The organism is Afipia carboxidovorans OM5 (assembly GCF_000218565.1).
GTDB lineage: Bacteria > Pseudomonadota > Alphaproteobacteria > Rhizobiales > Xanthobacteraceae > Afipia > Afipia carboxidovorans.
Map to the genome: position 1 here is coordinate 2,258,488 of NC_015684.1, position 24,889 is coordinate 2,283,376.

At 63.2% G+C, this 24,889-nt stretch carries 24 protein-coding genes; 2 read left to right on the plus strand and 22 right to left on the minus strand.

What is annotated here, in order from left to right:
• The first annotated feature begins 56 nt into the window (after nucleotides 1–56).
• The gene (locus tag OCA5_RS10420; RefSeq protein ID WP_012563099.1) at nucleotides 57–314 is read left to right on the plus strand and encodes a DUF3551 domain-containing protein; all 258 of its coding nucleotides are present in this window, start codon (nucleotides 57–59) and stop codon (nucleotides 312–314) included.
• A gap of 2 nt (nucleotides 315–316) precedes the next feature.
• Entirely contained in the window at nucleotides 317–712 is a 396-nt protein-coding gene (locus tag OCA5_RS10425; RefSeq protein WP_012563098.1) for a DUF3551 domain-containing protein, read from the plus strand.
• A gap of 33 nt (nucleotides 713–745) precedes the next feature.
• Here the strand turns inward: OCA5_RS10425 and OCA5_RS10430 are convergent, their stop codons facing one another.
• From OCA5_RS10430 to nuoE, 22 genes are all read right to left on the minus strand, one after another.
• Nucleotides 746–1,441: an ABC transporter ATP-binding protein gene (locus OCA5_RS10430; RefSeq protein ID WP_013913155.1), complete on the minus strand. Its 696-nt coding sequence runs from the start codon at nucleotides 1,439–1,441 to the stop codon at nucleotides 746–748.
• Between the two features lie 8 nt (nucleotides 1,442–1,449).
• On the minus strand, nucleotides 1,450–2,718 hold the full coding sequence (locus tag OCA5_RS10435; protein ID WP_012563096.1) for a lipoprotein-releasing ABC transporter permease subunit: 1,269 nt from the start codon (nucleotides 2,716–2,718) through the stop codon (nucleotides 1,450–1,452).
• A gap of 136 nt (nucleotides 2,719–2,854) precedes the next feature.
• Nucleotides 2,855–4,180, minus strand: coding sequence for a proline--tRNA ligase (gene proS, locus OCA5_RS10440; protein WP_012563095.1), 1,326 nt, complete (start codon nucleotides 4,178–4,180; stop codon nucleotides 2,855–2,857).
• A gap of 130 nt (nucleotides 4,181–4,310) precedes the next feature.
• The gene (locus OCA5_RS10445; RefSeq protein ID WP_012563094.1) at nucleotides 4,311–4,838 is read right to left on the minus strand and encodes a copper chaperone PCu(A)C; all 528 of its coding nucleotides are present in this window, start codon (nucleotides 4,836–4,838) and stop codon (nucleotides 4,311–4,313) included.
• Nucleotides 4,838–5,332 (minus strand): TlpA family protein disulfide reductase, encoded by a 495-nt coding sequence (locus OCA5_RS10450; protein ID WP_013913157.1) that lies wholly within the window; start codon nucleotides 5,330–5,332, stop codon nucleotides 4,838–4,840. The genes OCA5_RS10445 and OCA5_RS10450 overlap by 1 nt, the downstream gene beginning before the upstream one ends.
• A gap of 5 nt (nucleotides 5,333–5,337) precedes the next feature.
• Nucleotides 5,338–6,561 (minus strand): sialidase/neuraminidase family protein, encoded by a 1,224-nt coding sequence (locus OCA5_RS10455; protein WP_012563092.1) that lies wholly within the window; start codon nucleotides 6,559–6,561, stop codon nucleotides 5,338–5,340.
• The gene (locus OCA5_RS10460) at nucleotides 6,558–8,972 is read right to left on the minus strand and encodes a TonB-dependent receptor family protein (RefSeq protein ID WP_013913158.1); all 2,415 of its coding nucleotides are present in this window, start codon (nucleotides 8,970–8,972) and stop codon (nucleotides 6,558–6,560) included. The genes OCA5_RS10455 and OCA5_RS10460 overlap by 4 nt, the downstream gene beginning before the upstream one ends.
• Nucleotides 8,973–9,057: 85 nt before the next feature.
• On the minus strand, nucleotides 9,058–9,435 hold the full coding sequence (locus tag OCA5_RS10465) for a DUF2946 domain-containing protein (RefSeq protein ID WP_012563090.1): 378 nt from the start codon (nucleotides 9,433–9,435) through the stop codon (nucleotides 9,058–9,060).
• A 520-nt stretch (nucleotides 9,436–9,955) separates the two neighbouring features.
• A complete protein-coding gene (locus tag OCA5_RS10470; protein WP_012563088.1) occupies nucleotides 9,956–10,231 on the minus strand; it encodes a DUF1467 family protein in 276 nt (91 codons plus the stop codon).
• The gene (gene mce / locus OCA5_RS10475; RefSeq protein ID WP_012563087.1) at nucleotides 10,232–10,633 is read right to left on the minus strand and encodes a methylmalonyl-CoA epimerase; all 402 of its coding nucleotides are present in this window, start codon (nucleotides 10,631–10,633) and stop codon (nucleotides 10,232–10,234) included.
• A gap of 10 nt (nucleotides 10,634–10,643) precedes the next feature.
• Nucleotides 10,644–12,314: a ribonuclease J gene (locus OCA5_RS10480; RefSeq protein ID WP_012563086.1), complete on the minus strand. Its 1,671-nt coding sequence runs from the start codon at nucleotides 12,312–12,314 to the stop codon at nucleotides 10,644–10,646.
• Nucleotides 12,314–13,093 carry a biotin--[acetyl-CoA-carboxylase] ligase gene (locus OCA5_RS10485; RefSeq protein ID WP_012563085.1) on the minus strand — a complete coding sequence of 260 codons (780 nt, stop codon included), beginning with the start codon at nucleotides 13,091–13,093 and terminating at the stop codon, nucleotides 12,314–12,316. The genes OCA5_RS10480 and OCA5_RS10485 overlap by 1 nt, the downstream gene beginning before the upstream one ends.
• Entirely contained in the window at nucleotides 13,093–14,526 is a 1,434-nt protein-coding gene (nuoN, locus tag OCA5_RS10490) for an NADH-quinone oxidoreductase subunit NuoN (protein ID WP_012563084.1), read from the minus strand. Before nuoN ends, OCA5_RS10485 begins: the two co-directional genes overlap by 1 nt.
• 15 nt (nucleotides 14,527–14,541) lie before the next feature.
• The gene (locus OCA5_RS10495; protein ID WP_012563083.1) at nucleotides 14,542–16,047 is read right to left on the minus strand and encodes an NADH-quinone oxidoreductase subunit M; all 1,506 of its coding nucleotides are present in this window, start codon (nucleotides 16,045–16,047) and stop codon (nucleotides 14,542–14,544) included.
• Entirely contained in the window at nucleotides 16,047–18,146 is a 2,100-nt protein-coding gene (gene nuoL, locus OCA5_RS10500) for an NADH-quinone oxidoreductase subunit L (protein ID WP_012563082.1), read from the minus strand. Before nuoL ends, OCA5_RS10495 begins: the two co-directional genes overlap by 1 nt.
• Nucleotides 18,147–18,153: 7 nt before the next feature.
• The gene (gene nuoK, locus OCA5_RS10505; RefSeq protein WP_012563081.1) at nucleotides 18,154–18,462 is read right to left on the minus strand and encodes an NADH-quinone oxidoreductase subunit NuoK; all 309 of its coding nucleotides are present in this window, start codon (nucleotides 18,460–18,462) and stop codon (nucleotides 18,154–18,156) included.
• Nucleotides 18,459–19,097 carry an NADH-quinone oxidoreductase subunit J gene (locus OCA5_RS10510; protein ID WP_012563080.1) on the minus strand — a complete coding sequence of 213 codons (639 nt, stop codon included), beginning with the start codon at nucleotides 19,095–19,097 and terminating at the stop codon, nucleotides 18,459–18,461. Before OCA5_RS10510 ends, nuoK begins: the two co-directional genes overlap by 4 nt.
• Nucleotides 19,098–19,104: 7 nt before the next feature.
• Nucleotides 19,105–19,593, minus strand: coding sequence for an NADH-quinone oxidoreductase subunit NuoI (gene nuoI / locus OCA5_RS10515; protein WP_012563079.1), 489 nt, complete (start codon nucleotides 19,591–19,593; stop codon nucleotides 19,105–19,107).
• A 7-nt stretch (nucleotides 19,594–19,600) separates the two neighbouring features.
• Nucleotides 19,601–20,671: an NADH-quinone oxidoreductase subunit NuoH gene (nuoH, locus tag OCA5_RS10520; RefSeq protein ID WP_012563078.1), complete on the minus strand. Its 1,071-nt coding sequence runs from the start codon at nucleotides 20,669–20,671 to the stop codon at nucleotides 19,601–19,603.
• Between the two features lie 10 nt (nucleotides 20,672–20,681).
• Nucleotides 20,682–22,754 carry an NADH-quinone oxidoreductase subunit NuoG gene (gene nuoG / locus OCA5_RS10525; protein WP_012563077.1) on the minus strand — a complete coding sequence of 691 codons (2,073 nt, stop codon included), beginning with the start codon at nucleotides 22,752–22,754 and terminating at the stop codon, nucleotides 20,682–20,684.
• A 5-nt stretch (nucleotides 22,755–22,759) separates the two neighbouring features.
• Nucleotides 22,760–24,085 (minus strand): NADH-quinone oxidoreductase subunit NuoF, encoded by a 1,326-nt coding sequence (nuoF, locus tag OCA5_RS10530; RefSeq protein ID WP_012563076.1) that lies wholly within the window; start codon nucleotides 24,083–24,085, stop codon nucleotides 22,760–22,762.
• On the minus strand, nucleotides 24,085–24,837 hold the full coding sequence (gene nuoE / locus OCA5_RS10535) for an NADH-quinone oxidoreductase subunit NuoE (RefSeq protein WP_012563075.1): 753 nt from the start codon (nucleotides 24,835–24,837) through the stop codon (nucleotides 24,085–24,087). The genes nuoF and nuoE overlap by 1 nt, the downstream gene beginning before the upstream one ends.
• Nucleotides 24,838–24,889 lie beyond the last annotated feature (52 nt).

A 24,889-nucleotide genomic window follows, 5' to 3' on the forward strand; every position in this document is an offset into this window, starting at 1 on the left:
GCGGAACCCGTTCACGAACAGGCAGTTTCGCGATTCCGGACGTTCAGGAGAGCTCCATGCGTCACCTTTTCCTCGCCCTCGCTGCCGTGGCCGCGATCACCAGCATCGACACGACGCCCGCTGCCGCGCAGGAATATCCTTATTGCATCCGGGGCCGCGACTATACGGGTTATGGAGAGTGCAGCTTTCCGAGCTACGCGGCCTGCCAGGCGGCGGCATCCGGGCGCTTCGCCTATTGCGACATCAACCCGTTCTACAATCGCTCGCCGGAGGTTCGCCGGCCTCACCGCCGCATCTATCGCGAGGTCTATTGAGCATGAGCAAGCTGCCTTTTGGGTTGAGCGCTCGCCACGCGGTGGCGGTGGTGGTGCTTGCCTGCGGGGGCTCGGTTTTGGCGCCGGTCCCGGCACAAGCCTTGATCGAGTACCCGTACTGCATGAGGGTCTATACGCGTGATCAGTATGAGGATTGCAGCTACTCGACGCTCGCGCAGTGCCAGCTCAGCGCCTCCGGCCGCTCGGCGATGTGCTACCGCGACCCATTCTATCGCGGCGCGCCCGGTACGGCTTACGTGGTGCGCGAGCCGCGCGTGCCCTACTCGCCGTTCGGCAATATCGATCCCTATTACAATCCCTACCGCGCCACGGTCGCTCCTCCGCCGTCGCGGCATATCCACCGCAAGCCGAAGCGCAAAACGCATCGCGCGCAGTGACGCGCGATCGTCATCCCTAACCGCAATCGAAGATCAATCGAGCTCGACCACCTGACCGTCCGCCAGCGAGACGCGGCGGTCCATCATGTTGGCGAGCTCCATGTTATGGGTCGCGATCAGCATCGCGACCTGCGTCGCCCGCACAAGCTGCATCAGCGCGTTGAAGACGTGAGCGGCCGTGTGCGGGTCGAGGTTACCGGTCGGCTCGTCCGCAAACAGCACCCGCGGCGCATTTGCAACCGCGCGAGCAATCGCGACGCGCTGCTGCTCGCCGCCCGACAACTCTGCCGGGCGATGGGTAACGCGCTCGGACAATCCGAGATAGGCCAGAATCTCTCGGGAGCGCTGCACCGTCTCCTTGCGCGAGAGACCGCGGATCATCTGCGGCAGCATCACGTTCTCAAGCGCCGAGAATTCCGGCAGCAAGCGGTGCGACTGATAGACGAAGCCGATATCGGTGCGGCGAATCTGCGTGCGCTCGGCATCCGACAGCGTCGAGGTCGGTGCGCCGTTGACATAGACCTCGCCGGAATCCGGCTGCTCGAGAAGCCCCGCGATGTGCAGCAGCGTCGACTTGCCGGTGCCAGACGGCGCCACCAGCGCCACCGACTGCCCGGCCCACAGCGCAAGCTTTGCACCCGACAGGATGGTGAGCGTCGTCTCGCCCTGGCGGTACTGGCGATGGATGTCGTGGAGGAACACCACCGGCGCATCGTGATCCACTTGCATCGGCGCGCTCACTCGTACCTTAGGGCTTCGATGGGATCGAGCCGCGCCGCGCGCCATGAGGGATAGAGCGTGGCGAGGAACGACAGCGTCAGCGCCATGATGACCACCGCGGCGGTTTCACCGGCGCTGATCTCGGCGGGCAGCTTCGACAGAAAATAGAGTTCGGGCGAGAAAAGCTCGGTGTTGGTCAGCCACGAGATGAACTGGCGGATCGTCTCGATGTTGAGGCAGACCACGACGCCGAGCAGGAAGCCGACCAGCGTGCCGACGACACCGATGGCCGCGCCCGTAATCAGGAAGATGCGCATGATGGAGCCCTGCGTCGCCCCCATGGTGCGCAGGATCGCAATGTCGCTGCCCTTGTCCTTCACCAGCATGATGAGGCCGGAGATGATGTTGAGCGCCGCCACCAGCACGATCAAGGTGAGAATCAGAAACATGACGTTGCGCTCGACCTGCAGCGCGTTGAAGAACGTCGAGTTACGCTGCCGCCAGTCGACCATGAAGATCGGCCGCTCGGCTGCCTCCGCCACAGATTTGCGATAGGCATCCACCTTGTCGGGGTTATCGGTATAAATCTCGATCGCGGTGACGTCGCTCGGCCGGTTGAAATAGGCCTGCGCTTCGACAAGCGGCATGAACACGAACGAGGAATCGTATTCGGACATGCCGATCTCGAACACGGCGGCGACCTTGTAAGGCTTGATCCGCGGCGTGGTGCCCATTGGCGTCACCGCGCCGCGCGGGGCCACCAGCGTCACGGTATCGCCGGCGCGCAGCGAGAGCTGGTCGGCGAGGCGGCGGCCGATGGCGACACCCTGCCCCTCATCGAAACCTTCAAGCGTGCCCTGCTTGATGTTCTTCGCAATCGAGGTGAGCTTGTCGAGGTCGGCGGAGCGAATGCCGCGCACCAGCACGCCCGAGGCATTGAACGGCGAGGACGCCAGCGCCTGCCCCTCGACGATGGGCGCGGCGAGGCGAACGCCGGTGACGCCGTTGATGCGGTCGGCGACATCCTTCCAGTCGGTGAGCGGCGATTCCAGCGGCTGGACCAGAAGGTGGCCGTTGAGGCCGAGGATCTTGTCGAGCAGTTCCTTGCGGAAGCCGTTCATCACCGCCATCACGATGATGAGCGTCGCGACGCCCAGCATGATGCCGAGAAAAGAGAAGCCGGCGATGACGGAGATGAATCCTTCCTTGCGCCGCGCCCGCAGATAGCGGGCGGAGATCAGCCACTCGAAGGCGGCAAAGGGCGCAGTCCGAACCGGCTCACTCATCAAATCTGTCCATCGCCCCGGATTTCATGCGAATCAGGCAAATTGTAGTCCACGCGCCTCATTGCGCCGCCCCCGCGGCACAATGATTCACCGCTCAATTGCTTCGCGTCGTTCGGGCTGCGGCTTTACCGCAAGCTCAAGCTTTCGCGCCAAACCGCGCGAGCGCGTCCTCAGGGCTCATCAGTTCGCGGCTGCCATCGGCGCGGCACTTGATCTCGACCTTGCCTTCGGCGAGACCCTTCGGCCCGATCAGGATCTGCCACGGAATGCCGATCAGATCGGCGGTCGCGAATTTACCGCCGGGGCGCTGGTCGGTGTCGTCATAGAGAACATCGACGCCGTTTGCCGTGAGTGCCCGATAGAGTTTCTCACAGGCGGCATCGGTATCCGAGGCGCCCTGCTTGAGGTTGAGGATCGCCACCGTGAACGGCGCCACCGCCTCCGGCCACTTGATGCCGTTCTCGTCATGGCAGGCCTCGATGATCGCGCCGACGAGACGCGACACGCCGACGCCGTAGGAGCCGCTGTGCACCGGCTTCTCAACGCCGTCCGGACCCACCACGAGGGCCTTCATCGAGTCGGAATATTTGGTGCCGAAATAGAAGATCTGGCCGACTTCAATGCCGCGGGTGTTGACGCGCTTCTCGGCCGGGACCTCCGTCTCATAGCGCGCGGCGTCATGCACGTCCTCGGTCGCGGCATAAAGCTCGGTCCACTGCTTGATGATCGGCGTGAGGTCGCTGTCGTAATCGACATCCTCGCCCGGCACCGGCAGATCGAGCACGTCCTTGTTGCAGAACACGCCGGACTCACCCGTCTCCGCCAGCACGATGAACTCGTGCGACAGGTCGCCACCGATCGGACCCGTTTCAGCACGCATCGGAATGGCCTTCAGCCCCATACGCGCGAAAGTCCGCAGATAAGCGACGAACATCTTGTTGTAAGACAGACGTGCCGCCGCCTCGTCGAGGTCGAACGAGTATGCGTCCTTCATCAGGAATTCGCGGCCACGCATGACGCCGAAACGCGGGCGCTGCTCGTCGCGGAACTTCCACTGGATGTGATAGAGATTGAGCGGCAGGTTGCGATAGGACTTCACATAGCTGCGGAAGATTTCCGTAATCATCTCCTCGTTGGTCGGCCCGTAGAGGAGTTCGCGCTTGTGGCGGTCGGCGATGCGCAGCATCTCCGGGCCGTAGGCATCGTAGCGCCCGCTCTCGCGCCACAGGTCGGCCAGTTGCAGCGTCGGCATCAGAAGCTCGATCGCGCCCGCCCGGTTCTGCTCCTCCCGCACGATCCGCTCGATCTTCTTCAGCACCCGGAAGCCGAGCGGCAGCCAGGCATAGATACCCGCCGCCTCCTGCCGTAGCATGCCGGCGCGCAGCATCAGGCGGTGGGAAGCAATCTCCGCCTCCTTGGGCGTCTCCTTGAGGATGGGGAGGAAATAGCGCGTGAGCCGCATGGGAAAGCACTCTGGAATCGAGGGACGGAGAGCCGTCACTGAAACCGGATTGGCGGGCAAAAGACAAGGCTTTTACCAGCGCAGCCGGCCGAAGCGCCGGCCCGCAGGCCGACGTTCCTTTCAGACCGGATCAATGCCCCTTGTGGGTGCTGTCTCCCTTTATCGCGCCGCTGCCGTGATCTCCGGCACCCGGCGCCTTGGCCCCGATGGATTCGACCGTGAACCCGACATCGACCGCTCCCGCTTTTTCAAAGTGCAGCGTACCCTCGATAATGCTGCCCTGCTTGAGAGGTGCCTTCAGCCCCATCAGCATCAGATGATTGCCTTCGGGGTTGAGCTTCACGGTCTGGCCCGGCTTGACCTCGACGCCATTCGGCAATGGGCGCATCTTCATGACGCCGCCATCCATTTTCATCTCATGGATTTCGACGTGATCCGCACTCGACATGGAGACGCCCGTCAGCCGGTCGGCGGTCTTCCCGTTGTTGGTGATCGAGAGATACGCGCCGCCGACCTTGGCACCGGCCGGTGTCGCCCGTGCCCAGGGCTGGACAACGGTCAAATCGCCAGCCTTGACGTCGCGCGCGGAGGCCGGTGTCACCACACCAACCGCGAGAACCATCATTGCGCCTCCAAAGATGCGCATCATCTTCTGCATCACTTCTTTCCTTCGCTTGCTGCCCATTTTTCCAGATTTGAAATGTCCGCCGATCCCTCGATCGTGGTGATCGTGCCATCAGCGGTGATCAGGAGCGTACGGGGGATGTCGCCCTGCCATTTCGGATCGATCTCGTAGCGCAGCCGCTCGGCATAGGAATCCCCGAACATCCAGCGCTCGGTCTTGTCGAGCCCTGCCTTGTCGAGCATCGCCGTTACGGCCTGGATGCTGTTCGGAACCAGATCGGCATCGATCATCACGACATCGATGCCGGGATGCGCTTTCGCGAATTTGCCGAGCTCAGGCAACTCGACCTTGCAGGGCCCGCAGGTGACGCCCCAGAAATGCACCAGTGTCGGGCGGCCCGCATGCGCGGCGCGGATCGCCTGCCAGCTTCCCCGCTCGAACGGCTTGATCTCCGTGGCCGAGGCAGACGTGGCGTTGCTCGCGAGAACGAGCAGCCCAAGGAGAGCCACAAACGCATATCGCATCATCTGTGTCATGAGCCCTGCCCGATCTGCTGGAAGCGGTAGCCGTCCGCTTTCGTCATCCACGACAGGAAGACGTTGCGGCCATAGCTCACGAGCAAGGGATGATCCGAGGTGTCCGCCGTGGTGGCGATCACCTGCGGCGGCGACCATGTCTTGCCGTCGTCGGCTGACTGCATCGCCTTCACCGTGGTCTTCTCGCCGTCGAACTCCTTCCACGCGACATAAGTGCCCTTGGCGGTCGCCAGCACGATGCCACGCGAAGGATTGCGCGCGGGATCGCCCAGCGCGACGGGTTCGGAGAAGGTCGCTCCGCCATCAGTCGAGCGGGCGTAGAACAGCCCCTGCCGCGCCTTGCCGTTGGTGTACCACGTCGCGTGATAGGTGCCGGTCGATGCAATCGACAGGCTCGGCCCCTGATGCGGACAGGCCGAAATCTTCCAGTTGTCGTTGCTGACACGATGGAGCGGCCCAGGCGTCGCCGCATCCTTGAAGGTGATGACGGCATGATCGCGCACGCTGCCGTCAAAGATATTGCGGAAGATCACGACCGGTTGTCCCGGCCCCGCGAAGGCAACGCCGATGCGACAGCATTCGCAGGTGTTGTCTTTGGCAAGGTTCGCCTTGGAGTAAACCGCGCCGTCCTTCGAGGTGGCGAAGAACAACGCCGCGCCGTCATAGGCCTCGCCTTTCTTCTTCGCCGGCGCACGGTTGCGTTTGTCGAGCCACGCGGCAAACACCGAGCCGTCGGAATCGAGCGCCAGCGCGGCGAAGCGCTGGCTCGTCTTGTCGGAGGTGATCGGCTTCATTGGTTCAAAGCTCGCGCCGCCGTCGATCGAGCGTGTGGTGAACACCTCGCCGTTGAACGCCTTGTCACGAAACGCCGCGAACGCCACGATGAGTTCGCCCTGCTTGTCGACGACGATCTTCGGCCGGGCATCCGGCCCCCAGTCGAGATCGAGGGTCTTGTTCGTCACGGCAATCGGCGCGCTGAATGTCTTGCCAGCATCGGCGGAATGCGCGACTGCAATCCGCCCACCCGCCATCATCACGACCCAGAGCTTGCCGTCCGGCCCGAACGCCGGCGTCACCTTGGTCGCGCAACGCAACGCCACTTCCGCACAAGCCGCCGCATCACCATGCGACCCGCTCTTGTGGCCGTGCGCCTGAACCGCACCGAGGCCAAGCACGGCCGCAGCACATACGATCCATCCATTTCTGAGAATCTGTTTCATCGGAACGCCACCTTCATGCCGGCAACGAACGTACGCGGCGATCCCGCGTAGATCGAGCCTGTCCGGTTCGCCAGAATGTTCGCGGGGTCCTGAACGCCAGCGCTCGTCACGCTGTTGCCGATGTTGTTGGCCGAGGCGATATAGGTCTTATCGAACAGGTTGCGGACCTCAAAGTAAACATTGAGTGTCTTGAAGACGTCCGACTTCACGTCTGTCTTGTAGTGCACGTTGAGATTGACGAGTTCGTAGCCCGGCGCTTTCAGGATGTTGGCGTTGTCCATGTAGAAGGCGTCCTTCCACTGGACTTCGACGAACGCGCCGAGCCCGGCATAGATGCCCGCCGTCTCGTCATAGCCGAGACGCGCTGTGAGTTCGTTCGGCGAGATACCGGGAATCTTGTTACCGGCACGATCGAAGCTATAGGCGGTGACGCCACCGCGAATGACCTCCGTGTACTCGGTATAGATCTGATCGAGATAGGTATAGGCGAGCGTCGCGCGCCAGCCGGGATGGAAACGCCAGTCGGCGGCAAGCTCGATGCCGCGATGCTCCGAGCGCGGCGCGTTGAACATGTAACTCGCATTCGCCGCACCGACCGGTGTTGCCTGCGAGACAAGCTCGTTGCGGAAGAACTCGTAGAAGCCGGTGAGACTGACCTTGAACGTCTTGTTCGGCGTCCAGTCGAGGCCGAGGTCGTAGCCGACATTCCGCTGCGGCATCAGGCCGGTGTTGTTGCCGTTACTGCCGTCCGCCAGCACGAACAGATTGCCGACCTGCGGCGTGCCGTAGCCGGTGCCGACACGCGCACGGCCCTGCCACTCATTGTTGAATTTGTAGAGCAGCGCTAGCTCCGGTGCGAGATTGGTGAACTGCCGGTCGACGCTCGTGAGCGCGGGCACCGCTGTCGGATCGCCGGCGACCGGATATCTCAGCGCGGTGTTCACGCCCTTGAGATGCGTGACCTCCCAGCCGAGCCCGCCGATTGCGGTCAGCGCGTCGGTGAGCTTGACCTCCTCGCGCGCACGCAAGCCGAAATTGCTGTGGGTGCCGGTGACGTTGGAAGACAATAGCCCCAGCGTCGCATCGCCGCCGGGCATCACGTTGAAGGTGTTCCCGGACCAGTTCAGCGTGTTGTAGAAGCCGCCGAAATAACTTGTCGTCTCGAATCCGAACAATTCGCCGCGGCGGGTGATGTCGCTGATGAAATTGTAGGACGGATAATCGCCGATCGCGCTCGTTGCTCCGGTGGGCTGGTTGATGTTGCGATCGTCGAACACGAGCTGGTTGCGCCAGGTCGTCTGGTTGTCGAAGTCATGCTCCCAGCGTGCGCCGATGATGGTGCGGCGGTCGGTGCGGCCAAGACCCGCCTGCTCCGCCGTCTGGTTGGTACGGGAGCCATTGAAGCCGTTGTCGAACAGCGACACCGTCGCGCAACCCTGCGGCGCGACGCCGCCTACAGCCGCAGAACAGCCGCGCTGGAACGGATTCACCCCGAACTGATTGAGCGACAGCCGGATCGGCAGCCGCGCATCCAGGTTGTTGTTGATGATCTTCAGCGTGAAGCGGTCATCCGGCGTCGCCTGATAGGTGCCGAGGAAGTTCACAGTCTGGGTGTTGAACCAGCTATTGCCGATGAAGCCGTCACCGCGTGCATCGCTGGCAAACAAAGAGGCCTCGAAGTTGCCAACCTTCTTGCCGACGGCGAGATAGTTGTTGAGATAACCGAAGCTGCCGCCATCGACACCGTATTCGACGCCGTCGATCTCCCGCCCCGGCCGGGTGCGGAAATTGATCGCGCCGCCGGTGGCGTAATTGCCGTAGAGCGCCGAGGATGGACCGCGGATCACATCGATCGCACCATAGGCGTGCGGATCGATCAGATCGCTTCGGGAGAGGCCATCGGGCTGCGTGACGGGAAAGCCGTCATCGAAGATCACCATGTTGCGGATGGCGAAGCCGTTGCGCGCATTCGAGCCGCGAATCGAGATGCCGAAATCGCGCGGACCGTTGCCCTGCTTCACGGAGATACCGGGGCTGTCGCGCAACACGTCGCTTACCGAAAACGATGGACGATTGTCGAACTGGCGATGATCGATAGTCGTCGCGGTCTGCCCGGAGGGCGACTGCGTAAGACCGGCAAGCGCTCCCGCCGGGGTGACGCTGCCACCCGTGACAATGACTCGCGGAGGCGTTGTTGACGCGTCGGCGGCGGAGCGCGACGCGCGTGGCGCGGTCGCGGCTCGCACGCGCGGCTTTTTGGGCTTGGCCCGCGCGGCACGCGGAGCCTCGACCGTCAGCTCGGGCAGAACATGCCCCGCCTCGTGGTCAGCGAGAACGGATGATGGAGCGGCCAAGATAGCGCCGCAGGTGGCAAGGAGCGTGACGCTCCCAAAGGAATGAAGTCTGGACACGGAATAATTCCTGATGGCCGCTCAGCGGCCGCGTCGAACAACGAACAGCAGGCTTGCACCGCCGTTCGCACGGAGAGGTCAACGATCAGGAAAAGAGAGGCGGGCCGCGCGCATGCGGCCGGTCATGCAGGCCATTATCAGAGTCCGGCGTCAGGCTTTCGAGCCAGACGACACGCTGATAGTCGCGCTGAATGACGACATAGGGAGCTTCGGGATGATCGAGCGGCGTCGCAACATGCGCGAGCACGCAGAGCGGGCAGCAGGTCTGGTGGACGGCATTCGGTGCAACGTCAGCGGCCGTATCGCCAGCCATATCACCATGCGTGCCGGCGCAGATGATCGCGCCGCCAAACGGGTCCTGCATCGCGGCGCTTGCGACACGCATCATCGCGATCGGCGCAAGAAGCTGCACCAACACCGCGATCATGACGATGGGAGCGAGACGTCCCAGCCGCTTGCGCATGGCATTCCCTACCCGGCGAGAAAACCGGACGTCCTGACTAAGCACGGCGATCTCGAAATGTCGATATCCCGCTCTCTGGCTAGGAAAATTCTCATCGCGAAATAAAAATTCAAAGCCTGACTCCAATATGAATTTTGTTTCCAAAAAAGATGACAAGCCGATAATCTTGCGCTAGACAGGTTCGACAGACGGGCAGACGGCAACAAGCCGCTCCTGCTGTGGTCTAAGTCTTGGGAGGAGGCCCGACGCGCACAACGCAGCGTCATCCCCGTCTAAACAACGATAGATCTCAATCGCATCGGGGACTCAGGGTCGTGACGTTTAAGCAGCAGGGCATCGGGCCCTGCTCTTTTTTTTGTCTGCTCGTTTCATAAAGCAATCCTGCGCCTGCAGCCCCTCACCCACCTTGCTTTGGATCAAATGCGTCTCGATCGGCATGGCTTGCGGAGCGGCCATGCGTTTGCGACTCGCGAACACATCTCGTGCCACGAGCTAATTCCGCGAGGGAACCGTGCGACGATCAGAAGGGAATGCCGACCGCCTTGCTCACGCGGTCGATATTGAGGAAGCCCGCGTAATAGGCATAGAGCAGGCAGGCAAAGAGGGCCGACGAGATCAGCGTGGTCCAGATCAGCTTGCGGCCCATCCGGGCCATGATCGGTGCACCGGGATCGGTCCCCGCCGCCATCCCCTCGCCCTCGTGCTGGCCACGCACGCCGAACGGCAGCACGGTGAACAGCACGAGCCACCAAACAATGAAATAGATCGCGAATGCCGACCCGATGGTCTGGACCATCTATGCCTCCTCGATCTCGATCAGCGTTCCCGAAAAGTCCTTCGGGTGGAAAAACAACACCGGCTTGCCGTGAGCGCCGGTGCGCGGCTCGCCGTCACCCAGCACCCGCGCGCCCTGCGCCGCCAGCGTGTCCCGCGCGGCAATGATATCATCAACCTCAAAGCAAAGGTGATGGATGCCGCCATCGGGATTCCGTTCAAGGAACCTGGCGATCGGCGAGGCCTCGCCGAGCGGCGCAAGCAGTTCGATCTTGGTGTTGGGCAGGGTCACGAACACGGTGGTCACGCCATGCGCGGGCAACGGCTCCGGCGCGGAGACGTCCGCACCGGCGGCAACGTAGATCGCCGCCGCCTGCTGCAGATCACGCACGGCAATCGCCACATGGTTAAGCCGGCCGAGCATCCCTCGCCTTTCAGACCTCAAGAACGTGAACGACGCAGACGACCTTCTTACCCCACTGCTCGGCAATCGCCGACCGGACGGCACGCCGCACCGCCTCGCCGACCGCATCGGGATCGCCCCGCTTGGCACGCGGCAGGTTCTCGAAGGTCGAAACCGCGACGTCGTACACCAGTTCGTCGATCAATTCACCGGCGGTGTTGCGTTCCGGAATACCGATCAGGTCGACCTGCGGGTCGTCGGCAAGCTCGCCCTTCTCGGTCAGCGCCAACGCGACAAAGGCACTTCCCGCGAAAGCCAAACGGCGACGTGCAACCACGGCGCGAGAATTCTGGTCCTCCAGAATCTTGCCGTCCTTGTAGAGCCGCCCTGCCGGCACCTCTTCGACAATCGCCGGTTCGCCCGGCCCAAGCCGCACCAGATCGCCGTTCTTGCAGATCATCACCTTGGGCACGCCGCAGGCGCGCGCGAGGTCGGCGTGCTCGGACAGATGCAGCGCCTCGCCATGCGCCGGAATGAGAAGCTGCGGCCGCACCCATGAGATCAACTCGCGCAGTTCCTCGCGGCGCGGATGGCCGGAGACATGCACGAGATGCGTCCGGTCGGTGATCACTTTGATACCGCGGGTGACGAGATTGTTGATGATGCCGCCGACCGCTCGTTCGTTGCCGGGAATGGTGCGCGAGGAGAAGATCACGGTGTCGCCCTTGTTGAGCGTCACGTCGGGATGATCGTCGTTCGCAATGCGCGCCAGTGCCGCGCGCGGCTCGCCCTGGCTGCCGGTGCACAACGCGAGCACCTTGTCCGGCGGGAAATGGCCGTAATAGTCCGCCCCGCGGAACGGCGCGACGCCATCGAGATAGCCGGTCTCGCGCGCGACCTGCGCCACGCGCTCCATCGCCCGGCCGATCAGCACCACTTCACGCTCGGCCTCGCGGGCGGCCTCCGCCACGGCGCGCAGCCGCGAGACGTTGGAGGCGAACGTCGTCACCGCCACGCGGCCCTTCGCGGCCTTGATGATCTCGGTGAGACTGCGAGCGACCTCCCGCTCCGAGGGCGAGCGGCCTTCCCTCACGGCATTGGTGGAATCGCCGACCAGCGCCAGCACGCCCTCGTCGCCGATCTCGCGCAGCCGCTTTTCATTGGTCGGCTCGCCAATCAGCGGCGTCGGATCGAGCTTCCAGTCGCCGGTATGCAGCACGACACCTTCGGAGGTGCGGATCGCCAGCGCATGCGATTCCGGGATCGAGTGCTGCACGGCGATGAATTCGACGTTGAACGGCCCGACATCGATCCGTGCGCCGGATTCGACCACCGTGACAGGAATGTTCGTCGGGGTGCGTTCGGCTGCGCACTTCGCCTCGAACAGCGACGCAGAGAATTTCGTGGCGTAGATCGGGCATTGCAAGCGCGGCCACAGATCGATGATCGCGCCGAAATGGTCCTCATGAGCGTGGGTCAGGACGAGGCCGACCAGATTCTTACGTTCGGATTCCAGAAAGCGAATATCCGGCATCACGATCTCGATGCCGGGCAGATGCTCCTCATTACCGAAGGAGACGCCGAGATCGACCGCGAGCCACGAACGCTGCCGGCCCTTGCCGAGGCCGTAGAGCGACAGGTTCATGCCGATCTCGCCGATGCCACCGAGCGGCACAAAACTCAATTCATCAGCACGCGCCATTACGCTGCCCCCGCGGACGCCGCCGCACCGAAATAAACATCGCCCGCGGCGATCCGTGTCTGCTGCCCGTCGCGCGACAGCACCAGATGGCCGCCCTCGTCGATGGTCTCGAAATAACCTTCCACCAGCCGCTCGCCCTGCCGCACCTTGAGCGGCGCGCCGAGTCCGGCGGCGCGTGTCAGCCACTGCGCGCGGATTGCCGCAAAGCCACGGCCGTGATCCCACAGCGCGAACCATTCGGCCCAGGCATCGGAGAGCGCCGCGAACAGCGCCGGCGCATCCGCGGTGATGCCAAGCGCGGCCAGCGACGTCGCCGGATAAGGCGTATCGTCCGGTGCGACCACGATGTTGACGCCCATCCCGACTACGGCCGCAAGGCCGTCGGGGCTCTGCTCAGCCTCGATCAGGATGCCAGCGAGCTTCGCTTCACCCGCAAGCACATCGTTCGGCCACTTCAGTTGGAAGGATGCCGCCTCTCCGCAGACGCGCCGCAGCGCAGTCTCGAGCGCAAGCCCGGCCGCAAAACCAAGCGTGGCTGCGTGGGCCTGATCCGTCTCGATTGTCTCGATGACGCTGCAAGCCAGATTGCCCGGCGGCGAGATCCATGCCCGCTGCCGCCGCCCATGCCCCGCCGTCTGATGCGCGGTCGCAAGCCAGAGCGGCCCGCGCTCGCCGTCCCGCACGCGCGCGCGCGCCTCGGCATTGGTCGAGCCTGCGCTCTCGAAGCTGGCAAGGCGGTATTGTGCTGATCGTGCCCGGGGTCCGAGCGCGAAGACCATCAGAACAGCGACTTCGCAGCCGCCGTGGCCGCGCTGACAAGCGGACCCGGATAAGCGAAGTACAGAAGGTTGAAGACACCCGCGACCGTCAGCACCGTACGGAGCTCGCCGGCCATCGGATCGACTGCGCCGCGCGAGTCGTCGAAGTACATCGTCTTGATGATGGCGAGATAGTAGAAGGCGCCCACCACGCTCGTCAGCACGCCGATCACCGCGAGCGGATAGAGCCCGGCCTGAATGGCCGCGAGGAAAACGTAGAACTTCGCGAAGAAGCCTGCGAGCGGCGGAATGCCCGCGAGCGAGAACAACAGCATCGCGAACATGAAGGCGAGATACGGATTGGTCCGCGACAGGCCGGCAAAATCGCTGATCTGCTCGAACGACTGGCCGTTACGCTTCAGCGACAGAATGAACGCGAAGCTGCCGAAGGTCATCACCACATAGATCGCAAGATAGATGAGAACACCCTGCGCGCCCTGCGCCGTGCCGGCGGCAAGGCCCACCAATGCGAAACCCATGTGGCCGATCGAGGAATAGGCCATCAGGCGCTTGATGTTCTTCTGGCCGATCGCAGCAAAAGAGCCGAGCCCCATCGAGGCGATCGAAACGAAGGTGATGATCTGCTGCCAGTCGTGCGTGACGTTCGGGAACGCGGTGAGCAACACGCGCACCAGCATCGCGAGAGCGGCGACCTTCGGGGCGGACGCAAAGAAGGCCGTGACCGGCGTCGGCGCGCCTTCGTAAACGTCGGGCGTCCACATATGGAACGGCACGACCGAAATCTTGAAGCAGAGCCCGACCAGCAGGAACACGATGCCGAACATCACGCCGATGCTGCCGGTCTTCGCCACGGCGGCAATGCCGGCGAAGTCTACGGTGCCGGTGAAGCCATAGATCAGCGAGGCGCCGTACAGCATCATGCCCGAGGACAGCGCGCCGAGAACGAAATACTTCAGGCCTGCTTCCGTCGACTTCAGATTATCACGATGGCTTGCGGCGACGACGTAGAGCGGAAGGCTCATCAGTTCATAGCCGAGATAGAGCGAAATCAGATCCGCTGCCGAGATCAGCACCATCATGCCGACGCTCGAGAGCAGAACGAGGATCGAATATTCGAAAATCCGTGCCTGATTGGTGAGGAAGCCACGTGAAATGATCAGCGTCGCAGCCGAGGCGATCAGCATCACCGTCTTGAGAAAACGTGCGTAATCGTCGACGACGAAGCTGCCGCCGAAGGTGACAAGCTTGCCGGCCGGCAGGCACCATTCGAGCACGATCGTCACAGCAAGAAGGACGACCGCAAGCCCCGTGACGATGGTGACCGAACGCTCACCGCGAAACGCGCCGAGCATGAGAAGCGCCATCGCGCCAACCGCGAGCACGATCTCGGGCAGAACCGGAAGCAGCGAATAATCTGCGAGGTTGAAGTTCATTCCTGCGCCCTGCTCTTAAGGTAATGCCGCGGCTTTAACGGCACTGATCGCCGCACCGTAATTCTCGACGAGTTGGTGAACCGACGCCGCCGACAGATCCAGCACCGGCTTCGGATAGACGCCAAACAGAATGGTGAGGATGATGAGCGGCACGAACAGCGTGATCTCGCGCCCCGTCATGTCCTTGATGCTGGCAAGCGACGGCTTGGTCAGCTCGCCGAACACGATCTTGCGGTAGAGCCACAGCGCGTAGCCCGCCGACAGAATGACGCCGATGGTGGCAAGGAAGGCGGTCGCGACCGAGACCTTGAAGGTGCCGAGCAGCGTCATGAACTCGCCGACGAAGCCCGAGGTGCCCGGCAGGCCGACGTTCGCCATGGTGAACAGAAGGAACGTGAAGGCATACAGCGGCATGCGATTGACGAGGCCGCCATAGGCCGCGATCTCGCGGGTATGCATGCGGTCGTAGATGACGCCGACGCAAAGGAACAGCGCGCCCGAGACGATGCCGTGCGAGATCATCTGGAACACACCGCCGGCGACTCCCTGCATAGTGCCCGCGAAGATGCCCATGGTGACGAAGCCCATATGCGCCACTGACGAGTACGCAATCAGCTTCTTCATGTCCTCCTGCATCAGCGCGACCAGCGAGGTGTAGATGATCGCGATCACCGACAACGTCCAGACGAGCGGCGCAAAGTCATGCGAGGCCAGCGGGAACATCGGCAGCGAGAAGCGCAGGAAGCCGTAGCCGCCCATCTTCAGCAGGATCGCGGCCAGGATCACCGAGCCAGCAGTCGGTGCCTCGACGTGCGCATCCGGCAGCCAGGTGTGGACCGGCCACATTGGCATCTTCACCGCAAAGGACGCGAAGAACGCGAGCCACGCCCAGATCTGCAGATTGTGCGGCAGCTTGGTCGTCATCAGCGTCGGGATGTCGGTGGTGCCCGCCTGCGCATAGAGCGCCATGATGGCGAGCAGCATCAGCACCGAACCGAGCAGCGTGTAGAGGAAAAACTTGAAGCTCGCATAGACGCGACGCGGACCGCCCCACACACCGATGATGAGGAACATCGGGATCAGGCCGCCTTCGAAGAACAGGTAGAACAGCACGAGATCAAGCGCCGAGAAGGTGCCGACCATCAGCGTTTCCAGAACAAGGAACGCCATCATGTATTCGCGCACGCGGACCTGGATCGATTTCCAGCTCGCCAGAATGGCGAACGGCATCAGCGCAGTGGTGAGGATGACGAACGGCAGCGAAATGCCGTCAACGCCCATGTGATAGTTCATCGCCGCGCCGAGCCACTGCGCGTGTTCCTCGAACTGGAAGCCCGGCTGCGAGGCATCGAAGCGCAGCAGCGGCACCAGCGAGATCGCGAAGTTGATCAGCGTCGTCCACAACGCGATCCAGCGCGCGTTGCGCTTCCCCGCTTCGTCGTCGCCGCGCACCAGATAGACGAGCAGCGCGCCGACCGCCGGCAGGAAGGTGATGACGGAAAGAACAGGCCAGGTGGTCATTATTGCTGGCCCCCGACGCCGAACATGAACCAGGTGACGAGCCCTGCGGCGCCGACCAGCATCGCGAAGGCATAGTGATAAAGGTATCCGCTCTGCAGCCGGACCGCGCCGCGCGTGATGTCAAGCACGCGCTTGGAGACACCGTCAGGCCCGAGCCCGTCGATCAGCATGCCGTCGCCCTTCTTCCAGAGCGTGTAGCCGAGCCACTTTGCGGGCCGCACGAAAATGATGTCGTACAATTCGTCGAAGTACCACTTGTTGAGCAGGAACTTGTAGAGCAGCGGCTGCTGGTGGGCGAGCTCGACCGGCAGATATGGCTTGGCGATGTAGAACAGGTACGCCATCGCGAGACCGCCGAACATCATCACCGTCGGCAACAGCGCGATCCAGTGCGGGATGTGGTGCATCTCTTCCATCACATGGCCGTCGACCTTCAACGCGCCCTGGAAGAATTCCGCGATGCCGTGGCCCGCGAACAATTCCTTGAAGGGGAAGCCGGCGGCAAACGAGCCGACCGCAAGCACCGCGAGCGGGATCAGCATCACCAGCGGGCTTTCATGCGCCGCTTCATAATGATGCTCATCATGCGGCTTGCCGTGGAAGGTCATGAAAATGAGACGCCATGAGTAGAATGACGTCAGACCTGCAGCGAACACGGTGCAGAGGAAGCCGTAGAACGCGAACGGGTTGCTGTTCGCGGCAAAGGCGGCCTCGATGATCGCGTCCTTCGAGAAGTAGCCGGCGGTGAGCGGAAAGCCGGTCAGCGCCAGCGTGCCGATCACCATCGTCGCGTAGGTGACGGGAATCTTGCGCCACAGCCCGCCCATCGCGCGCATGTCCTGCTCGTGATGCATCGCGAGGATGACCGAGCCCGAGCCCAGGAACAGCAGCGCCTTGAAGAAGGCGTGCGTGAACAGATGGAAGATGCCGACCGAATAAGCCCCCGCCCCCATCGCCACGAACATGTAGCCGAGCTGCGAACAGGTCGAGTAAGCGATCACGCGCTTGATGTCGTTCTGCACGAGGCCGACGGTCGCCGCGAACAGCGCCGTGGTCGCGCCGATCAGCATCACGAACGCCTTGGCGTCGGGTGCGAGTTCGAACAACGGCGACAGCCGCGCCACCATGAATACGCCTGCCGTCACCATGGTCGCGGCGTGGATCAGCGCGGAGACCGGCGTCGGGCCTTCCATCGCGTCCGGCAACCAGGTGTGCAGCAGGAACTGCGCGGACTTGCCCATCGCGCCCATGAACAGCAGGAGGCAGGTCAGCGTCAGCGCATCAACGTTCCAGCCGAACAGGTTGATCGTCTTGCCGACGAGGCTCGGCGCAGCGGCGAAGATCGTCTCGAAATCGGTCGAGTTGACCAGCGCGAAGATCGCGAAGATGCCGAGCGCGAAGCCGAAGTCGCCAACGCGGTTGACGACGAACGCCTTGATCGCGGCCGCGTTGGCGGATGGCTTCTGGTACCAGAAGCCGATCAGGAGATAACTCGCGAGACCGACGCCTTCCCAGCCGAAGAAGAGCTGTACGAGATTGTCGGAGGTCACCAGCATCAGCATCGCGAAGGTGAACAGCGACAGATACGCCATGAAGCGCGGGCGATGCGGGTCCTCGTGCATGTAGCCGATGGAATAGAGATGCACGAGCGAGGACACCGTCGTCACCACGACCAGCATCACTGCCGTCAGCGTATCGACACGCAGCGCCCAGGCGATCTTGAGGTCGCCGGAGTTGATCCAGCTCGCGAGCACCACCCGCAGGTCGTGATGCATCAGCGCGACATCGACGAACATCACCCATGACAGCGCCGCCGACGTGAGCAACAGCGCGGTGGTGATAACTTCGGCAAGGCGCGAGCCTGCCGCAGGCGGCTCGACCGGGCCGTGATCGTCATGGCCATCGCCCGGCTCGTGGTGGGTCTCGTGGATCACCGCCGCATCGCCGCCGATTGGCGCGGAAACGGCATGCCCATGCGCATCGCCGTGGGCATGCTCCATCTCGTCGCCGCCGGGGTGACGGCCGCGCGCACCGATGAGCGTGATGAGGCCCGCGATCAGCGCACCGATCAGAGGCAGGAAAACAATCGCCTGAATCATAACCCTATCAGCCCTTCATCAGGTTGATGTCTTCGACTGCGATGGAGCCGCGGTTGCGGAAGTAGACGACCAGGATCGCAAGCCCGATCGCGGCCTCAGCCGCCGCCACCGTCAGAACGAGCAGCGCGAACACCTGGCCGACGATGTCGTTGAGGAAGCTCGAGAACGATACGAGATTGATGTTGACCGACAGCAGGATGAGTTCGACCGACATCAGGATGATGATGACGTTCTTGCGGTTGAGGAAGATGCCGAGCATCCCGACCGTGAACAGGATCGCGGCGACCGCGAGATAATGTCCGAGACCGATCGTCATTTCACCCACTCCCCGGCATCGGCGTCCTGCAGCCCCTGCCCCGGCGCGACCTTGCGCATTGCGATCGCGGTTGCCTTGCCGCGCGCATTCTGGACGCTGATGTTCTGCCGTTTGACGTTCGGCTTGTGACGCAGCGTCAGCACGATCGCGCCGATCATCGCCACCAGCAGCACGAGGCCCGCCAACTGGAAGTAATGGATGTAGCGCGTGTACAGCACGAGGCCGATCGCCTCGGTGTTGGTCACGGTGGTCGGGATCGGCGCCGTGATCGAATGCGCGACATCCGGGCTCAGTACCCAGCCGCCGACGACAAGCAGAAGTTCGACGAGGAAGATCGCGCCCACCAAAAGCCCCACCGGCAGGTATTCGATGAAGCCCTGGCGGAGCGCTGCAAAGTCGACATCGAGCATCATGATGACGAACAGGAACAGCACCGCGACCGCGCCGACATAGACGACGATCAGGATCATCGCGAGGAATTCGGCGTTGAGCAGCACGAACAGCCCCGCCGCATTGACGAAGGTGAGGATCAGGAACAGCACCGAGTGCACAGGGTTGCGTGCGGTGACGACCATCACGGCCGAAGCGACGCAGACGCCGGCAAACAGATAAAAGAACAGCGCGGGAAGGATCATGAGGGGGTTACCTGTAAGGCGCGTCTTGTTCGATGTTCCTGGCGATTTCGCGCTCCCAGCGGTCGCCGTTCGCGAGCAATCGAGCCTTGTCGTAATAGAGTTCTTCGCGCGTCTCAGTGGCGAATTCGAAATTCGGTCCCTCGACGATCGCATCCACCGGGCAGGCCTCCTGGCACAGCCCGCAATAGATGCACTTCACCATATCGATGTCGTAGCGCACCGTGCGGCGCGTGCCGTCGTTGCGGCGCGGCCCCGCCTCGATGGTGATGGCCTGCGCCGGGCAGATCGCCTCGCACAGCTTGCAGGCGATGCAGCGCTCCTCGCCATTCGGGTAACGGCGCAGCGCATGCTCGCCGCGGAAGCGCGGCGAGATCGGGTTCTTTTCGAACGGATAGTTCACGGTCGGCTTCGGCTTGAAGAAATAACGCATCGTCACGACGAAAGCCGCGGCGAATTCCTTGAGCAGAAGCGAGTTGACGGCGGATGCTATTCCCATGATGCCCTCACTTCGGCGCCCACTGGGCAAATTGCAGGACGCCCGCAACGATAACGACCATCGCGAGCGACAGCGGCAGGAACACCTTCCAGCCCAGGCGCATCAACTGGTCGTAGCGGTAGCGCGGCACGATCGCCTTCGCCATCGCGATCAGGAAGAAGAAGAAGAATGCCTTCAGCGTGAACCAGATCACGCCCGGCACCCAGGTGAACGGCGGCAGATCGACCGGCGGCAGCCAGCCACCCATGAACAGGATCGCGCCCATCGCGCACATGGTGCAGATCGCGACGTACTCACCCAGCATGAACAGGAGGTACGGGGTCGAGCCGTACTCGACCATGAAGCCGGCGACGAGTTCGGATTCCGCTTCAACAAGATCGAACGGCGGACGATTGGTCTCAGCCAGCGCCGAGACATAGAACACCACGAACATCGGCAGCAGCGGCAGCCAGTACCAGTTCAGGATCGTAAGCCACGGCAGGCCGATGGCGGCTGCAAGGCCGCGATGATGCTGCGCCTCGACGATGGCGGTGAGGTTCAGCGAACCAACGCAGAGCAGCACGGTGATGACAACGAAGCCGATCGAGACTTCATAGGACACCATCTGCGCGGCCGAGCGCAGCGCTGCCATAAACGGGTATTTCGAGTTCGACGACCACCCCGCCATGATGATGCCGTAGATCGACAGCGAGGAGATCGCGAGAATGTAGAGGATGCCGACATTGATATCGGCGATCACCCAGTTGAGATCGACCGGGATCACCGCCCACGCGGCAAGGGAGAGCGTGCAGGTGACGAGCGGCGCAAGCAGGAAGATGCCCTTGTTCGCGCCCGCCGGGATGGTCGGCTCCTTGAACACGAACTTCAGAAGGTCGGCGAAGGATTGGAACAATCCCCACGGGCCGACTACGTTCGGGCCGCGCCGGATCTGCACTGCTGCCCAGATTTTGCGGTCGGCGAGCAGGATGTAGGCAATCGCGACCAGCAGCAGGACGAGCAACAGAAGGCTCTGCGCCAGCATCACGATGAGCGGCCAGAGGAGCCCGGTCCAGACAGAGCTTGCGAAGAATTCGGACATCAGCTCACTTTCACTCCGCTGCGCTCAAGACCTGCCCGGAGGCAAGCCGCGAGCATTCGGCCATCACCGCAGAGGCACGGGCAATCGGGTTGGTCAGATAGAAATCCGCGATCGGGCTCTTGAATGCCGCCTTATCGGCAGTACCGCCACGCGCAGCCAGTGCCTTCAAGGCAGCCGCATCATCCGAGGCCTCGATCTGGTCGATCCGCATCAGATGCGGCACGGCCTTGAACATCGCCTGCCGCAACTGCTGCAGCGAGTCGTAAGGCAGCCGCGCACCGATCACCTCCGACAGCGCACGCAGGATCGCCCAGTCTTCGCGCGCCTCGCCCGGCGGGAAGCCGGCGCGGTTCGCCATCTGCGCCCGTCCCTCGGTGTTGACGTAGATGCTGCTCTTCTCGGTGTAGGCGGCGCCCGGCAGGATGACGTCAGCACGATGCGCGCCGCGATCACCATGGGTGCCGATGTAGACGACGAAGGTGCCCGCGGGCACTTCGACCTCGTCGGCGCCGAGCAGGAACAACACGTCGAGCGCCTGGGGTGCCAGCATCTGCTCGAGGCCAAGCCCGCCCTCTCCCGGCACGAAGCCGAGATCAAGCGCACCGGCTGCGGACGCTGCCGTGTGCAGCACGCCGAAGCCGTTCCAGCCGTCCTTCACCGCGCCGATGGCGGTCGCGAGCGAAGCCGCCTGCGCCAGCAGCGCCGCGCCGTCCTTGCGGCCGAACACGCCCGCGCCGACCAACACGATCGGACGCTTCGCGCCCTTCAGCACCTCGGCGAACGAATGCTTGCCCGCAGCGACTTCCGCGAGCGTATCGGCGCCTGCGCCGAGATGCTCATATTTATAGGTGAGATCCGGCTTCTCGCCGATCACCCCGATCTTGAGCTCGCCGGTGCGCCAGCGCTTGCGGATGCGCGCATTGATGATCGCGGCTTCCTTGCGCGGGTTCGCGCCGACAATCAGCAGCGCATCCGCTTCCTCGATGCCCGCAATCGTCGGATTGAACAGATAGGAGGCACGGCCAAGCTTCGGATCGAACGCCGCAACGTTTGCAGCCGCAAGATTGGCGGAGCCGAGCCGGCCCAGCAGATCCTTCAGCGCGAACAGGTCCTCGGCGCAAGCCAAGTCGCCTGCGATAGCGCCGACGCGATTGCCGCGCGCATTCTTCGCGGCGATGGCGGCAAACGCCTCGTTCCACGAGGCCGGGCGCAGCCGGCCGTTCTCGCGCAGATAAGGCCGGTCGAGACGCTGCGTGCGCAGGCCGTCGACGACATGCCGCGTCTTGTCCGAAATCCATTCCTCGTTCACCGCCTCGTTGACGCGCGGCAGGATGCGCATCACTTCGCGGCCACGGGTATCGACGCGGATCGCGGAGCCGACTGCATCCATCACGTCGATCGACTGCGTCTTGCCGAGCTCCCACGGGCGCGCCGTGAAGGCGTACGGCTTAGAGGTCAGAGCGCCGACCGGGCAGATATCGACAAGGTTGCCCTGCAACTCGGAGGTCAGCGCGCTTTCAAGATACGTCGTGATCTCGACGTCCTCGCCGCGACCGATCAGGCCCATCTCCGGCACGCCGCAAACCTCGTTGGCGAAGCGAACGCAGCGCGTGCACTGGATGCAGCGCGTCATCACGGTCTTGATGAGGGCGCCCATATACTTGTCTTCGACCGCACGCTTGTTCTCAGCAAAGCGGCTGGTGTCGACGCCGTAGCCCATCGCCTGGTCCTGCAGGTCACACTCGCCGCCCTGGTCGCAGATCGGGCAATCAAGCGGATGGTTGATGAGCAGGAACTCCATCACGCCTTCGCGCGCCTTCTTCACCATCGGCGACTTGGTCTTGACCGACGGCAGTTCGCCATTCGGGCCCGGACGGCAGTCACGCACGCCCCATGCGCAGCTTGCGACCGGCTTCGGCGAGCCTGCGAGTTCGACGAGGCACATGCGGCAGTTGCCCGCGATCGAAAGCCGCTCGTGATAGCAGAAGCGCGGAATCTCGGCGCCCGCGGCCTCACACGCCTGCAACAGCGTGTACTCGGGCGGCACATCGATTTCTTTTCCGTCGACGAGAATCTTGGTCATCCGCCTCACTCCGCCGCAATCATGTGAGCGGGATCAAGCACACCCTGATCATCAAGGCTTGCCTTGCGCGTAAAATCATCGATGCGCCGTTCGATCTCCGGCCGGAAGGCGCGGATCAGACCCTGGATCGGCCAGGCCGCCGCGTCGCCGAGCGCGCAGATGGTGTGGCCTTCGACCTGCTTCGTCACTTCGAGCAGCATGTCGATCTCGCGCTTGTGGGCGCGGCCCTCAACCATGCGGGTGAGCACGCGCCACATCCAGCCGGTGCCTTCGCGGCACGGCGTGCACTGGCCGCAACTCTCGTGCTTGAAGAAGTAGGAGATGCGCGCAATCGCGGCGATCACGTCGGTGGACTTGTCCATCACGATCGCACCGGCGGTGCCGAGGCTCGACTTCACGGCGCGGGTGCCGTCGAAATCCATGATGAGGTCCTGACAATCGGCCGCCGGGATCAACGGGCACGATGCACCGCCCGGGATCACCGCAAGCAGATTGTCCCAGCCGCCGCGGACGCCGCCGGCGTGCTTGTCGATCAACTCGCGGAAGGTAATGCCGAGCGCATCTTCCACCACACAAGGCGTGTTGACGTGGCCGGAGATGCCGAACAGCTTGGTGCCGACATTGTTCGGACGGCCGATCGAGGAGAACCATGCCGCGCCGCGCCGCAGAATATCGGGCGCAACCGCGATCGACTCCACATTGTTCACCGTGGTCGGGCAGCCGTAGAGGCCGACATTCGCGGGGAACGGCGGCTTCAGGCGCGGCTGGCCCTTCTTGCCTTCGAGGCTTTCGAGCAACGCAGTCTCTTCGCCGCAGATGTAAGCGCCGGCGCCGTGGGTGACATAGAGGTCGAACGGCCAACCGTGGACATTGTCCTTGCCGATCAGCTTCGCCTCATAGGCTTGATCAACCGCGGCCTGCAGATGCTCGCGCTCGCGGATGAACTCGCCGCGGACATAAATGTAGGCGGCATGCGCGCCCATCGCGAAGCTTGCGAGCAGGCAGCCCTCAACGAGAAGATGCGGATCGTGCCGCATGATCTCGCGATCCTTGCAGGTGCCGGGCTCGGACTCGTCGGCGTTGACCACGAGATAGCTCGGGCGGCCATCGGTCGATTCCTTGGGCATGAACGACCATTTCATGCCGGTCGGGAATCCCGCGCCACCGCGCCCGCGCAGGCCAGAGGCCTTCATCTCGCTGACGATCCAGTCGCGGCCCTTTTCGATGATCGACTTAGTGCCATCCCAGGCGCCGCGACGCCGCGCGCCCGCGAGACCCCAGTCATCGAGGCCGTACAGATTCTTGAAGATGCGATCCTTGTCCTCGAGCATCACATATTGCCCTTCTTGGTCGCGTCATCGGCCGGCGGCTTCGGTGAAGGCCGCTCTTGCACATTGGCAGCAGCACCCGGCTTCTTGGATTCGGCATCGGCGAGCACCGGTTCCTTGACCGGGCCCCGGCCGTCACCGGATGCAGTGATGTCCTTGAGAACGCGCGGGCCGCCCACCGGCGCTGCGAACTGACGGTCGATCTGCGGGCCGGGCTTCGGCGGATTGCCGGAGGCGAAGCCATCGAGCACCTTGTTCAGGGTCTCCGGCGTGAGATCCTCGTAGGTGTCCTTCCAGATCATCACCATCGGCGCGTTGACGCAGGCTCCGAGGCACTCGACCTCCTCCCACGAAAAGTCGCCGTCCTCCGAGACATGGCCCGGATCGTGATGGATACGATGCTTGCAGACCTCGACCAAATCCTTGGCGCCGCGCAGCATGCACGGCGTGGTGCCGCAAACCTGCACGTGGGCCTTCTTACCGACCGGCGAGAGCTGGAACATGGTGTAGAAGGTCGCGATTTCGAGAACGCGAATGTGCGCCATCCCGAGCAGATCGGCGACAGCGCGGATCGCGGCTTCCGAGACCCAGCCTTCATTCTGTTCCTGCACACGCCACAGGATCGGGATCACCGCCGACTGCTGCCGGCCCGGCGGGAATTTCTCGATCTGCTGCTTCGCCCAGGCGAGGTTTTCGTCGGTGAAGACGAAGCTCTCGGGCTGCAGCTCTTTCGGTGCCAAACGCCGAACGGCCATCGTTTACGTTCTCTCGATCATCGGGAAGCCGGCATGTGCCGCCCGGCTCTTG

Excerpts from the sequence above, each read along its gene's own strand:
- OCA5_RS10455 (WP_012563092.1), bottom strand. The coding sequence starts at position 6,561 with ATGAAACAGATTCTCAGAAATGGATGGATCGTATGTGCTGCGGCCGTG.
- nuoN (WP_012563084.1), bottom strand. The coding sequence starts at position 14,526 with ATGAACTTCAACCTCGCAGATTATTCGCTGCTTCCGGTTCTGCCCGAG.
- nuoG (WP_012563077.1), bottom strand. The coding sequence starts at position 22,754 with ATGACCAAGATTCTCGTCGACGGAAAAGAAATCGATGTGCCGCCCGAG.
- OCA5_RS10450 (WP_013913157.1), bottom strand. The coding sequence starts at position 5,332 with ATGATGCGATATGCGTTTGTGGCTCTCCTTGGGCTGCTCGTTCTCGCG.
- OCA5_RS10495 (WP_012563083.1), bottom strand. The coding sequence starts at position 16,047 with ATGACCACCTGGCCTGTTCTTTCCGTCATCACCTTCCTGCCGGCGGTC.
- nuoE (WP_012563075.1), bottom strand. The coding sequence starts at position 24,837 with ATGGCCGTTCGGCGTTTGGCACCGAAAGAGCTGCAGCCCGAGAGCTTC.
- OCA5_RS10510 (WP_012563080.1), bottom strand. The coding sequence starts at position 19,097 with ATGATCCTTCCCGCGCTGTTCTTTTATCTGTTTGCCGGCGTCTGCGTC.
- nuoL (WP_012563082.1), bottom strand. The coding sequence starts at position 18,146 with ATGATTCAGGCGATTGTTTTCCTGCCTCTGATCGGTGCGCTGATCGCG.
- OCA5_RS10485 (WP_012563085.1), bottom strand. The coding sequence starts at position 13,093 with ATGGTCTTCGCGCTCGGACCCCGGGCACGATCAGCACAATACCGCCTT.
- nuoH (WP_012563078.1), bottom strand. The coding sequence starts at position 20,671 with ATGTCCGAATTCTTCGCAAGCTCTGTCTGGACCGGGCTCCTCTGGCCG.
- OCA5_RS10420 (WP_012563099.1), top strand. The coding sequence starts at position 57 with ATGCGTCACCTTTTCCTCGCCCTCGCTGCCGTGGCCGCGATCACCAGC.
- OCA5_RS10480 (WP_012563086.1), bottom strand. The coding sequence starts at position 12,314 with ATGGCGCGTGCTGATGAATTGAGTTTTGTGCCGCTCGGTGGCATCGGC.
- nuoI (WP_012563079.1), bottom strand. The coding sequence starts at position 19,593 with ATGGGAATAGCATCCGCCGTCAACTCGCTTCTGCTCAAGGAATTCGCC.
- proS (WP_012563095.1), bottom strand. The coding sequence starts at position 4,180 with ATGCGGCTCACGCGCTATTTCCTCCCCATCCTCAAGGAGACGCCCAAG.
- nuoF (WP_012563076.1), bottom strand. The coding sequence starts at position 24,085 with ATGCTCGAGGACAAGGATCGCATCTTCAAGAATCTGTACGGCCTCGAT.
- nuoK (WP_012563081.1), bottom strand. The coding sequence starts at position 18,462 with ATGACGATCGGTCTCGGACATTATCTCGCGGTCGCCGCGATCCTGTTC.
- OCA5_RS10465 (WP_012563090.1), bottom strand. The coding sequence starts at position 9,435 with ATGCGCAAGCGGCTGGGACGTCTCGCTCCCATCGTCATGATCGCGGTG.
- OCA5_RS10445 (WP_012563094.1), bottom strand. The coding sequence starts at position 4,838 with ATGCAGAAGATGATGCGCATCTTTGGAGGCGCAATGATGGTTCTCGCG.
- OCA5_RS10470 (WP_012563088.1), bottom strand. The coding sequence starts at position 10,231 with ATGGTCCAGACCATCGGGTCGGCATTCGCGATCTATTTCATTGTTTGG.
- OCA5_RS10430 (WP_013913155.1), bottom strand. The coding sequence starts at position 1,441 with ATGCAAGTGGATCACGATGCGCCGGTGGTGTTCCTCCACGACATCCAT.
- OCA5_RS10435 (WP_012563096.1), bottom strand. The coding sequence starts at position 2,718 with ATGAGTGAGCCGGTTCGGACTGCGCCCTTTGCCGCCTTCGAGTGGCTG.
- OCA5_RS10425 (WP_012563098.1), top strand. The coding sequence starts at position 317 with ATGAGCAAGCTGCCTTTTGGGTTGAGCGCTCGCCACGCGGTGGCGGTG.
- mce (WP_012563087.1), bottom strand. The coding sequence starts at position 10,633 with ATGCTCGGCCGGCTTAACCATGTGGCGATTGCCGTGCGTGATCTGCAG.